Below are 11,831 nucleotides of genomic sequence, written 5' to 3'. Positions count from 1 at the left end.
TCATTGAGGTGGTAGCATGAGCATATATGAGCAATCCAGAACATCTCTATCTGAACTTGTTTCCACAAGTGAGTTAGCACATCTATTAAACCTTAAAGCCCAAACAATTCGAAAATGGCTTTGCCAAGACAAGCTGCCTAATGGTTTACCACGCCCAAAGAAAATTAACAGCCGACATTATTGGTTACGCAAAGACATTGATAGGTTCCTATTAACCTTCTCAGTATATTGTAATTAACAGCAGCATCAAAATCATAACTCCCCAGCTATTCTAAAGAATAGCTGGGTTAATTAACAGAAACAATCCGTCGATAAAAGATACTAAATCACACCGTTTATCACATTTTACATTAACGAAAGTCAAGGATACATATGAAAAAACGCATCACTTTCAGCGCAAACAAAAAATCAACTATTGATGCAATTGACGACTATAGCAATGCAAAAGGATATTCTAGGTCAGAGGTGATATCATTTTTGTTAAACGCCACAGCCCCAGCATTGAATAAAATAACATCGCAATATCATATAGCTCAAACTTTGGAGTCAACATTAGGCTGTATTTTTGAAGAGAAGGCCCCCTCAATCGCACGGGGTGAGCCAAAATTAACTTACGAAGAGTTTTTTTATTCCGTCTGGAACACTCACATTCGACACCGGAACGAGGTTGTCGATCAAGATTTTTATGCGCACAAAATACCTCATGATAAGATGGGTAAGAGCGAAAAAAAATTAATTCATGAAAAGCTCTCATACATTATAAAAAGTTTCAATGTAAAAAAAGCAATTTTTATTTACACAGATCGGCGCGTGAACCACAAACATCTCATTGCAGGAGGGTTATCTAATATCATACTGATAAAGGAAACAGTCTACGATGGTTGTTTTTTTGATTTGAGCAGCATTGTGATTATGCCAATCTTTGAACTTATTACATTTGGAGTTGAAGCAGTATTGAAAAGAAATAAAACTCCCCCTAAACAATCATGCTATTGCTGGATACCAATTTATTACACAAATGATCTAGCGGTAATGGTCCCTGTGATTGCCGAAGGCGATACACCTCAAAAGGCGATGAAAGGAGGAGATGCCATCATTATTAACCCCTTTAACGGTGAAGTAAGCCATACTTTCTGATACCAATGTTAAGCATAACCACTTAGTTGTATACATCTCGACAGTATGGAGTTAGTACCTAATAGCTTGATGAGGGTAAAAGATGCCTACTAACAAAGCAAAATCAAAGAAAATTCTAGGAAGGCCTGAAGGAAGTAAATATTCCCATTTAATTCAGAGTGAGAAGGCTAAGCATTACTCTCAATCCAAGGTGGCAAAGATCTTAGGAATAAGTATTTCCACGGTAAAAAGACACTGGGATAACGGCATCTTTGGGTGATTATAATTGCAGAGTTGCTTTTTAATTATTTTACTGCATGGGTAATGGGTTGATAACAAGTTTTATTGTTGGAAAGGTATTATATAACAGTCATTACTATTAACAGTTAATTAATATAACTAACCACAGACATTAAGCTATGTCTGATCATATTACTATATACGGCTATCCAAAGCCGTAGGGCTAACGACAGGATCGAAACATGGAATTATATCATGGTTCCCATGGTGAGCATGTGCTCGCCTATAAAAAACATATTGAACGAGTCGTCAATGATGCTATCAGTGAATTCCCCAGAACAATGGCGTTACGTGTTGATGTTCATTATCCACCCATTTTAGACAGAGGTGACACTGTTTGCTGTTTTCCTAATCTAGAGCCTGGTGCCATATCCCGTTTCCGTAATGCATTAAATGCCATGTTGGAGGCCAATGAGAGAACCAGAGCAGCTAACGGCAAAAGAATATATCCAAACCGTGTTCGTCATGTTTGGGCACGGGAGTTTTCCGAAGAAGGAAAATGTCACTTTCACCTTGGTCTTTTTTTTAATAAAGATGCTTATTACCATTTAGGTGATTATGAGGCTGAAAGAAATTTAAGGATGATGATTGTAAGAGCATGGTATAGCGCACTGGGATTGGAACTGGATGATTATCCGGGATTGGTTCACTACCCTGAAAATTGTCGTTATATTTTAGACGTCAATGATTTTAACTTTGAAGGAGAATACAATAAATTACTGAATCGCTTCGACTACCTAGCTAAACTCGATACAAAAGCATATGGAGATGGCGACCGTAGCTTCGGCTGCAGTCGCGGGTAATTTATTTTTTACAGCAATGGCCTTTCTTATGGATGGAAAGGCCAGACCTTATATATCAAGAAGATGGTGAGCGATAAAGTATTGTTTTCAAGTAATCATCTGTTGCAGTAAACTCAGGGAGTTGGCCACTCATGGCCTGTGTTAGTGGAATAATCTTTGTCCTGACTCCCATCCCCCTGAAATCAACGTAACCATAATCACGTAAGACTTCCATAATAATCGTATTGCGTGGTGATCGCTGACCTGTAACCATCTTTTCAATCGACATCGAATTATTCAGCGCCCCTGGGCTAATAACTTCAAATCGATTGCTATACAAGCCAATCTCTATCTCAACAAAGCGTGTCCAGTCACGATGAGCCAGTGCATTTACAACAGTTTCGCGAATAGCTTCCAGTGGATAATACCAGGTTGTTTCCCGACGTAGATGCGTATCGGGTAGAGGGGCCTCTGAAGTGATAAAGGGCATGATAGTTGACATCAAACGCTCAATCAATCCACCATCGATCAAAGCCTTTCCGGCTTCCTCAGTATCAAAACGCCCAACCATTGGACCATCCAGAATATCATCGAGTAACGGTTGGTACTCCTTATCCTCGCTGGCAAACGCAAAGACTCGGATATCTGGTCGATGCGAGAGTTCAACCATTTTGATTTTGAACTCAACGGGATAATTAGGGCTTTTTTTACGCACTGTGGTTAATGATTTCATGGATAGTGTCCACCATATTTGGTGTCCACTATCCTCTCAGGAATTTCAGGATCTGCCAGACGGTGCTGAGACGACGCTTACGAATGTTATACCCCCTGCTGCAGTGGAAAGACGTGGTGACAGATACCCCTTCCCCACATTCAGGCAGCAACTCTTTCATCAGTAGCAGGCGGGAATCAATATGAGCAGGATCGGTGTGGTTAAAACGATGAAGGAGCGATTTTGTCCGCAAAGAATCCGCTTTTATGGCGGGTTCAGCAGGGAAAAAGTAATCCCCATCTTTAAGACGGACACGTTCCACCCTGGTATCAGCGCAGGGCGGCAATTTATCATTCATTAATTCTGTTTCCTCCGTATGCAGCGTGGAGCCTTTCCTGTTACCGGTTTTATCCGGATGTATGCTGTCCCGTGAAGTGGCGGGCAAACTCACTTCTAAAAAATTACGGCCAGATCTTGTCATGCCTATCACAAAGTATCATAACCGAGCATTGTGTAAAGATGAAAACCGTCAAATTGAGCGCAATCGAGCTGCATGATATGATCAGAACCCTACTAAATCAGAAGTATTGGGTATGAGATTACTTTTGAGGAAGCACGTAAATGAAACGAGTGGTTCTGTTTTCATGTGGGAGCGCTTGTCGCTCCCTGAATAGTCCATGTGACAATGAAGATTAAACAGCATCATAACCAGCATGATGCCGTTGCATTTCTTGCATATCGGCAGACTACATCAGAACCCGGTAACCTTGGATGCTGGGATAATGGCAGAGAAGAGGCACTTACTGTATCTACGGTAAAAAGCGGTTTTGTCGATGAAGTTTTAAAGGAAACCCTCCAGAAACGCTGATGAAATTGCGCAGTTTCGCTGGCCTGATGCGACAACAACTCGCCAGTAGAATGGGTATTTCTTACAAATACCTGCGCAGCATAGAAGCAAACCCATCCAGAGCGAGCATTACTACACTTAACCATTATGCCAAGAAGTGTGGTGTTAAAAGCCCTTTGATTTATCTGTAAATAAGATAAAACATGATAATTTCATCAAGTTGCATGGTAATTTATCCAGGATCCATTTGTGTCCAGGACGTAAGTCTTCACAGCTGTCGAATCAATTCTATTTCGTAAGGCGGCTCACGTTTTTATGCCCTGAGCAGTGCTTTTCCGGCTGGAACTTTCCCCCACTCATTCACTGTGATTTAATATGCTAAACCGGTTTAATTAAGTTTAGCCTTGGAGGGTTTTAGCATGAAAGCAAAAGTTTGGGTTCTGGGCGACGCAGTGGTGGACCTGCTACCGGAGAGTGAAGGGCGCTTGCTACAGTGCCCTGGAGGCGCGCCGGCTAACGTGGCGGTAGGGGTTGCCCGCCTTGGCGGCAACAGCGGATTTATCGGCCGCGTCGGCGGTGACCCGTTTGGCCGCTACATGCGTCATACCCTGCAACAGGAGCAGGTCGACGTCAGCCATATGTATCTTGACGATCATCACCGCACGTCCACTGTGGTGGTCGACCTTGATGACCAAGGTGAACGCACCTTTACCTTTATGGTACGCCCCAGCGCTGACCTGTTCCTGGCTGAAGAAGACCTGCCACAGTTTGCCGCCGGACAGTGGTTGCACATCTGCTCCATCGCGCTCAGCGCCGAGCCCAGCCGCAGTGCTACCTTCGCGGCTATGGAGAACATCAAACGTGCCGGTGGCCGGGTGAGCTTTGACCCTAATATCCGCCTGGATCTCTGGCAAGATCAGAACCTGTTGCACGCCTGTCTCGACCGCGCCCTGCGTCTGGCGAACGTGGTGAAACTGTCCGAAGAAGAGCTGATACTCATCAGCGGGAGTAATGATATCGCGCAGGGGATCGCCAGCATCACTGAGCGTTATCAGCCTGAATTACTGCTGGTGACTCAGGGTAAAGCGGGCGTCATCGCCGCATTCCAGCAGCAGTTTATCCATTTCAGCGCTAAACCGGTTGTCAGCGTGGATACCACCGGTGCGGGCGATGCGTTTGTCGCCGGACTGCTTGCCAGCCTTGCTGCCAACGGGATGCCGGCGGATATCAATGCCCTGGAGCCAACGCTCGCTCTGGCGCAAACCTGCGGTGCCCTGGCAACCCTGGCGAAAGGCGCGATGACTGCCCTGCCATACCAGCGCGATCTACACCGCCAGATTTGATCCTAAATACCGTCGTACGCGGTCCACTTTGTTGCATCCATCACACTTATTAAACCGGTTTAGCAAAATCAATTTCAAAATGTTAAATGTCGTGCTTAACATTGCAACTAAACCGGTTTAGCAAAACACACAATTTTTTATTTTCCTTTTGGGATGCAATCAATATGTTCAGAAAAAGCACACTCGCGGTTCTTATCGCTTTGCTAACCGGCGCCGCCTCAGCCCATGCACAAACGGATCTCAGCAGTATCGAAGCCCGTTTAATTGCGCTGGAAAAACGCTTACAGGATGCCGAAAACAGAGCGCAAACGGCAGAAACCCGCGCAGAGTCGGCAGAGAAGAAAGTACAGCAGCTCACGACACAGCAACAAAAAACCCAGGACAGCACTCAGGAAGTGGCTCAGCGTACCGCCAAACTGGAGAAAAAAGCCGATGAGAAAAGCGGGTTTGAGTTCCACGGCTACGCCCGCTCCGGCGTGATAATGAATGACTCCGGCGCCAGCACCAAATCCGGAGCCTACATGACGCCAGCAGGGGAAACCGGTGGGGCTATTGGCCGCCTGGGAAACCAGGCCGATACCTATGTTGAAATGAATCTTGAACATAAGCAGACCCTGGATAACGGGGCAACGACCCGCTTCAAAGTCATGGTCGCCGACGGTCAAACCACTTATAACGACTGGACGGCGAGCACCAGTGATTTGAACGTGCGTCAGGCCTTTGTTGAACTGGGCAACTTGCCCACCTTCGACGGGCCGTTTAAAGGCTCCACCCTGTGGGCCGGGAAACGCTTTGACCGGGATAACTTTGACATTCACTGGATCGACTCGGATGTCGTGTTCCTCGCCGGTACCGGCGGCGGTATTTACGATGTCAGGTGGAACGACAGCGTTCGCAGCAACTTCTCTCTTTACGGGCGTAACTTCGGCGATATTGCTGATACCAGCAACAGTGTGCAGAACTACATCGTCAGCATGAACAATTTCATCGGGCCGGTGCAGATGATGGTCAGCGGGATGCGGGCAAAAGACAACGACGAACGCCAGGATACCAACGGTAATCCGGTCAAAGGCGATGCGGCAAATACCGGTGTACATGCGCTGCTCGGGTTGCACAACGACAGTTTTTACGGCCTGCGTGAAGGTGCCAGCAAAACCGCCCTGCTCTACGGTCACGGACTGGGTGCCGAAGTTAAAGGTGTCGGCTCTGACGGCGCGTTACGCTCGGGGGCTAACACCTGGCGCTTCGCCAGCTACGGCACCACGCCACTGAGCAAGAACTGGTTTATCGCCCCGGCGATACTGGCACAAACCAGTAAAGACCGTTATGTCGATGGCGACAGCTACCAGTGGGCAACCCTCAACATGCGTCTGATCCAGGAGATCAATCAAAACTTCGCCCTCGCTTATGAAGGCAGTTACCAGTATATGGATCTCAAACCTGAAGGTTATAACGATCGCCATGCGGTAAACGGCAGCTTCTACAAGCTCACCTTCGCCCCGACCTTTAAGGTTGGCGACATCGGCGATTTCTTCAGCCGTCCTGAAATCCGTCTTTACACCTCGTGGATGGACTGGAGCAAAAAACTCAATAATTACGCCAGCGATGACGCGCTGGGCAGCAGTGGTTTTAAATCGGGCGGCGAATGGTCGTTCGGGATGCAGATGGAAACCTGGTTTTGATGGTTAACACCTGGCGACAGTAACCGCCGGGGCGACAAAATACGTTTCGTCGCCCCGGACACAATAACAACGAAGAGAATGCGCTCCGGCTACCACGGGACGACAACTCGAAAATCAATACGCATTCAGAGGGTACTATGGATTTTGAACAGATTTCCCGCTCGCTACTTCCGCTTCTGGGAGGCAAGGAAAATATCGCCAGCGCCGCGCACTGTGCCACACGCCTGCGCCTGGTGCTGGTCGATGACTCACTGGCCGATCAGCAGGCCATCGGCAAAATTGATGGGGTGAAGGGCTGTTTCCGTAACGCCGGACAGATGCAGATTATCTTCGGCACCGGGGTGGTGAACAAAGTCTACGCCGCCTTTATCCAGGCGGCAGGGATTGGCGAATCCAGCAAATCGGAAGCTGCCGACATTGCGGCGAAAAAACTGAATCCTTTCCAGCGCATTGCCCGCCTGTTGTCGAACATCTTTGTGCCGATCATCCCGGCTATCGTCGCCTCCGGCCTGTTGATGGGCCTTCTGGGGATGGTTAAAACGTACGGCTGGGTCGACCCGGGTAACGCCATCTACATCATGCTGGATATGTGCAGCTCAGCGGCGTTTATTATTCTGCCGATCCTGATTGGCTTCACCGCCGCCCGCGAGTTCGGTGGTAATCCTTATCTTGGCGCGACGCTTGGCGGCATCCTGACTCACCCGGCGCTCACCAACGCCTGGGGTGTGGCCGCCGGTTTCCACACCATGAACTTCTTCGGCCTTGAGATTGCCATGATCGGCTATCAGGGCACGGTGTTCCCGGTGCTGCTGGCGGTGTGGTTTATGAGCATCGTTGAGAAACAGCTGCGTCGCGTGATCCCCGATGCACTGGATCTGATCCTGACGCCGTTCCTGACGGTGATCATTTCCGGTTTTATCGCCCTGCTGATTATCGGCCCGGCTGGTCGCGCGCTTGGCGACGGTATTTCGTTTGTCCTTAGCACCCTGATTACCCACGCCGGTTGGCTGGCCGGACTGCTGTTTGGCGGTCTCTATTCGGTTATCGTCATTACCGGTATTCACCACAGCTTCCACGCCATCGAAGCGGGACTGCTGGGCAACCCATCCATCGGCGTCAACTTCCTGCTGCCGATTTGGGCGATGGCCAACGTCGCTCAGGGCGGTGCTTGTCTGGCGGTGTGGTTCAAAACGAAAGATGCCAAAATCAAAGCCATTACCCTGCCCTCGGCGTTTTCTGCCATGCTCGGCATCACCGAAGCGGCGATTTTTGGTATTAACTTACGCTTTGTAAAACCGTTTATCGCAGCCCTGATTGGCGGCGCGGTGGGCGGCGCGTGGGTGGTATCCATGCATGTTTACATGACCGCGGTGGGCCTGACGGCTATCCCTGGCATGGCTATCGTGCAGGCCAGCTCGCTGCTGAACTACATTATCGGGATGGTTATCGCCTTTGGCGTCGCCTTTGTCGTCTCCCTGGTACTGAAATACAAAACGGACGCTGAATAATGTCACATCCATCACGCCTGCCTGCGATTTTGCAGGCTGTTATGCAGGGCCAGCCGCGCGCGCTGGCCGACAGCCACTATCCCCGCTGGCACCATGCGCCGGTGACCGGGCTGATGAACGATCCCAACGGCTTTATTGAATTTGCCGGACGTTATCACCTGTTTTATCAGTGGAACCCGCTCGCCTGCGATCATAAGTTCAAGTGCTGGGGGCACTGGAGCTCTGCCGACCTGCTGCACTGGCAACATGAGCCGATCGCGCTCATGCCGGATGAAGAGTATGACCGCAACGGCTGCTACTCCGGAAGCGCCGTGGATAGTCAGGGCACGCTCACCCTGTGCTATACCGGCAACGTAAAATTTGACGACGGCAGCCGAACCGCGTGGCAGTGCCTGGCGACGGAAAATGCCGACGGCACGTTTACCAAACTCGGCCCGGTATTACCGCTGCCGGAGGGCTATACCGGCCACGTGCGTGACCCGAAAGTCTGGCAGCACGAAGGTCGCTGGTACATGGTGCTGGGCGCACAGGATTTGCAAAAGCGTGGCAAGGTGTTGTTATTCAGCTCAGCGGACCTTCATGAGTGGACGAGTCAGGGCGAAATCGCCGGTTATGGCATCAATGGCCTGGACGACGCGGGCTATATGTGGGAATGCCCGGACCTGTTTGCCCTCGGCGACCAGCATGTCCTGATTTGCTGCCCGCAGGGCGTGCCTCGTGAGAAAGAGCGCTATCTCAACACCTACCCGGCAGTGTGGATGAGCGGCGATTTCGACTACCACCGCGCGGCCTTCGAGCATGGCGAACTGCACGAATTGGACGCAGGGTTTGAGTTCTACGCCCCGCAAACCATGCTTACCAGTGATGGCCGCCGTCTGCTGGTCGGCTGGATGGGCGTGCCGGAGGGCGAAGAGATGCTTCAACCGACCCTCACCAACGGCTGGATCCATCAGATGACCTGCCTGCGTGAGCTGGAGTTTATCGATGGTCAGCTATACCAACGTCCTCTACGAGAGCTGAGCGCCCTGCGCGGCGAAGCGCACGGCTGGGCAGGGAACTCCCTGCCGCTGGCACCGATGGAAATCGTTCTACAAACCACTGGGGACGATATTTTGAGCCTCGATTTTGACGGCGCATTAATCCTTGAACGCGATGCCAGCGGGATCCGCCTGGCCCGACCCAGTCTGGCCAGCGACGAGAAGCATTATCGTTACTGGCGCGGAGACGTCCGCTCGCTGCATATTTTCATCGACCAGTCTAGCGTGGAGATTTTCATCAACGGCGGCGAAGGAGTGATGAGCTGCCGCTACTTCCCGGCCTGTTCAGGGCAGCTAATGTTCTCTGGCATCACACCGGACGCATTCTGCTACTGGCCGCTGCGAACTTGCATGGTAGAATAAGCGTTTTGCCTCAAGCTCATGGCGTCGTAATGAAAACTAAACGCGTAACCATTAAAGATATCGCCGAACAGGCTGGCGTCTCAAAAGCGACCGCCAGCCTAGTACTGAACGGTCGTGGTAAGGAGCTGCGTGTGGCGCAGGAAACGCGTGAGCGAGTACTGGCGATTGCCCGTGAGCAGCACTATCAGCCAAGCATTCACGCCCGCTCGCTGCGCGACAACCGCAGCCACACCATCGGACTGGTGGTGCCGGAGATCACCAACCACGGCTTTGCGGTCTTTTCACATGAGCTGGAAATGCTGTGCCGCGAAGCAGGCGTCCAGCTATTGATCTCTTGTACTGATGAAAACCCCGGTCAGGAGAGCGTGGTGGTCAATAACATGATTTCCCGCCAGGTTGACGGTCTGATCGTCGCTTCATGTATGCACAACGATGCCGACTATCTTAAGCTCAGCCAACAACTGCCAGTAGTGCTGTTTGACCGTTGTCCTAATGAAAGCCTGCTGCCGCTGGTGATGACTGATTCGATTACCCCAACGGCGGAACTGATTTCCCGCATTGCACCTAAGCATAGCGATGAGTTCTGGTTTTTAGGCGGTCAGTCGCGTCTGTCGCCTTCACGCGATCGTCTGACCGGCTTCACGCAGGGTTTGGCTCAGGCGGGTATTGCACTGCGCCCGGAATGGGTGATTAACGGTAACTACCACCCGAGCTCAGGCTATGAGATGTTCGCCGCACTCTGCGCGCGACTTGGGCGGCCGCCTAAGGCGCTGTTCACTGCCGCCTGTGGACTGCTCGAAGGGGTACTGCGCTATATGAGCCAGCACCATTTACTCGACTCAGATATCCATCTGACGAGCTTTGACGATCACTATCTTTATGATTCGCTGTCGCTGCGTATCGATACCGTACAGCAGGATAACCGCCAGTTGGCCTGGCACTGCTATGATCTGATAAGCCAATTGATCGAGGGCGATACGCCCGAAACGCTACAACGCTACCTGCCCGCAACGCTGCAGTTTAGGCATCAGTAATAACTGAGCATTTTTGAATACCCTACAGAGGTGAAATCTGGTGCGAATCCAACAATCAAAAATCAATATTTGTAGTGATGTGATGCGGAAAGGTCTTCACTGCATCAGTAATCACACCAATCGGGTTAAACGGCAAACTGAGTGGTGGTAAAGACTGACACCGGCATTATTACTGTCACTGTGGAACATCACTCCGGCGGGTTTACCGCAAGCTTCCCACGCAATTTCCAGCGCTTTGATGTCAGCTTGCTGTCCGGTGAGAATGACATTGCCCAACCCTCAGGTTTCCTTGCGAACAGATCGAGAACAACAGCAAGGTAAGCCCAACGCTTGCCTGTCCAGATATACGTCACATCGCCGCACCACACCTGATTCGGTTCTGTCACTGCAAACTGTCGCTCAAGGCGATTCGGGATAGCGGTGTGTTCATGACCACCACGTTTATACCGGTGAGTTGGCTGCTGACAACTCACCAGACCCGGTTCTTTCATGAGCCTTCCGGCAAGCCAGCGTCCCATTCTGAAGCCTTTCAGGGTTGCCATAATCGCGATACTTCTTGCGCCAGCAGAGCCATGGCTGATGTTATGCAGTTCCAGAACCTGACTGCGTAACACAGCTCGCCTGCCGTCTGGCTTTTCGGGGCTTTTTCCCCAGTATTTGTAGCTGCTGCGATGAACCCCGAACACGTGGCAAAGTGTGACCACAGGATACTGCGCTCTGAGTTTCCCGATTAACGAGAATTGTTCAGGGAGTCTGGCATCAAGAGCGCGGTAGCCTTTTTTAATATGTCGTTTTCCATTTCAATGCGTTGTATTTTTTTCTTCAGCTCACGTATTTCAATCTGCTCCGGGGTTATAGGAAAGGCTTTAGGTATTTTGCCCTGTCGTTCATCCCGCAACTGCTTTACCCATCGCGTCATGGTAGAAAGACCCACATCCATAGCACTGGCCGCAGCTGCAACGGTGTAGTTCTGATCAAGGACCAGTTGAGCGGATTCGCGTTTAAACTCTGCGCTGAAATTTCTTTTTTCATTGAGGCACCTGTAATGTTCTGAGGTGAGCATATCACCTCTGTTCAGGTGGCCAAATTCAGTAAACCACTTCACTT

Annotated in this window: 11 protein-coding genes and 1 pseudogene; 9 read left to right on the top strand and 3 right to left on the bottom strand. The window is 50.2% G+C overall.

Going from position 1 to position 11,831, the window contains the following annotated elements:
* Positions 1–16 precede the first annotated feature (16 nt).
* From GKAS_RS24245 to GKAS_RS19920, 3 genes are all read left to right on the top strand, one after another.
* A complete protein-coding gene (locus GKAS_RS24245; RefSeq protein ID WP_003847740.1) occupies positions 17–238 on the top strand; it encodes a helix-turn-helix domain-containing protein in 222 nt (73 codons plus the stop codon).
* A gap of 134 nt (positions 239–372) precedes the next feature.
* A complete protein-coding gene (locus GKAS_RS19925; RefSeq protein WP_003029576.1) occupies positions 373–1,137 on the top strand; it encodes a hypothetical protein in 765 nt (254 codons plus the stop codon).
* Positions 1,138–1,598: 461 nt separating this feature from the next.
* Positions 1,599–2,219, top strand: a complete 621-nt coding sequence (locus GKAS_RS19920) for an inovirus Gp2 family protein (RefSeq protein ID WP_003029579.1) — start codon at positions 1,599–1,601, stop codon at positions 2,217–2,219.
* A gap of 55 nt (positions 2,220–2,274) precedes the next feature.
* Here the strand turns inward: GKAS_RS19920 and GKAS_RS19915 are convergent, their stop codons facing one another.
* Positions 2,275–2,931 carry an ATP-binding protein gene (locus tag GKAS_RS19915; protein WP_003029581.1) on the bottom strand — a complete coding sequence of 219 codons (657 nt, stop codon included), beginning with the start codon at positions 2,929–2,931 and terminating at the stop codon, positions 2,275–2,277.
* 28 nt (positions 2,932–2,959) lie between these two features.
* Positions 2,960–3,391 carry a maltose acetyltransferase domain-containing protein gene (locus tag GKAS_RS24235; protein ID WP_174329993.1) on the bottom strand — a complete coding sequence of 144 codons (432 nt, stop codon included), beginning with the start codon at positions 3,389–3,391 and terminating at the stop codon, positions 2,960–2,962.
* A 386-nt stretch (positions 3,392–3,777) separates the two neighbouring features.
* Between GKAS_RS24235 and GKAS_RS25605 the strand changes: the two genes are divergently transcribed.
* The 6 genes from GKAS_RS25605 (at position 3,778) to GKAS_RS19890 (ending at position 10,724) form a co-directional block, all read left to right on the top strand.
* Positions 3,778–3,948: a helix-turn-helix domain-containing protein gene (locus tag GKAS_RS25605; protein ID WP_077258089.1), complete on the top strand. Its 171-nt coding sequence runs from the start codon at positions 3,778–3,780 to the stop codon at positions 3,946–3,948.
* A 228-nt stretch (positions 3,949–4,176) separates the two neighbouring features.
* Positions 4,177–5,100: an aminoimidazole riboside kinase gene (locus GKAS_RS19910; RefSeq protein ID WP_003029584.1), complete on the top strand. Its 924-nt coding sequence runs from the start codon at positions 4,177–4,179 to the stop codon at positions 5,098–5,100.
* Positions 5,101–5,264: 164 nt separating this feature from the next.
* A complete protein-coding gene (locus tag GKAS_RS19905; RefSeq protein WP_003029587.1) occupies positions 5,265–6,782 on the top strand; it encodes a carbohydrate porin in 1,518 nt (505 codons plus the stop codon).
* 137 nt (positions 6,783–6,919) lie between these two features.
* Positions 6,920–8,290, top strand: a complete 1,371-nt coding sequence (locus GKAS_RS19900) for a sucrose-specific PTS transporter subunit IIBC (RefSeq protein WP_000345204.1) — start codon at positions 6,920–6,922, stop codon at positions 8,288–8,290.
* Positions 8,290–9,690: a sucrose-6-phosphate hydrolase gene (locus tag GKAS_RS19895; RefSeq protein ID WP_003029589.1), complete on the top strand. Its 1,401-nt coding sequence runs from the start codon at positions 8,290–8,292 to the stop codon at positions 9,688–9,690. The genes GKAS_RS19900 and GKAS_RS19895 overlap by 1 nt, the downstream gene beginning before the upstream one ends.
* Before the next feature lie 29 nt (positions 9,691–9,719).
* A complete protein-coding gene (locus GKAS_RS19890) occupies positions 9,720–10,724 on the top strand; it encodes a LacI family DNA-binding transcriptional regulator (protein WP_003029591.1) in 1,005 nt (334 codons plus the stop codon).
* A 165-nt stretch (positions 10,725–10,889) separates the two neighbouring features.
* On the opposite strand, the pseudogene GKAS_RS24635 reads toward GKAS_RS19890, so the two are convergent.
* Positions 10,890–11,787, bottom strand: a pseudogene (locus GKAS_RS24635) (IS3 family transposase); the annotation flags it as partial.
* Positions 11,788–11,831 lie beyond the last annotated feature (44 nt).

Origin of the sequence: Kluyvera ascorbata ATCC 33433 (assembly GCF_000735365.1) — a bacterium.
In the GTDB taxonomy this organism is placed as follows: Bacteria; Pseudomonadota; Gammaproteobacteria; order Enterobacterales; family Enterobacteriaceae; genus Kluyvera; species Kluyvera ascorbata.
This window is presented reverse-complemented; position numbering and strand designations above follow the sequence as displayed.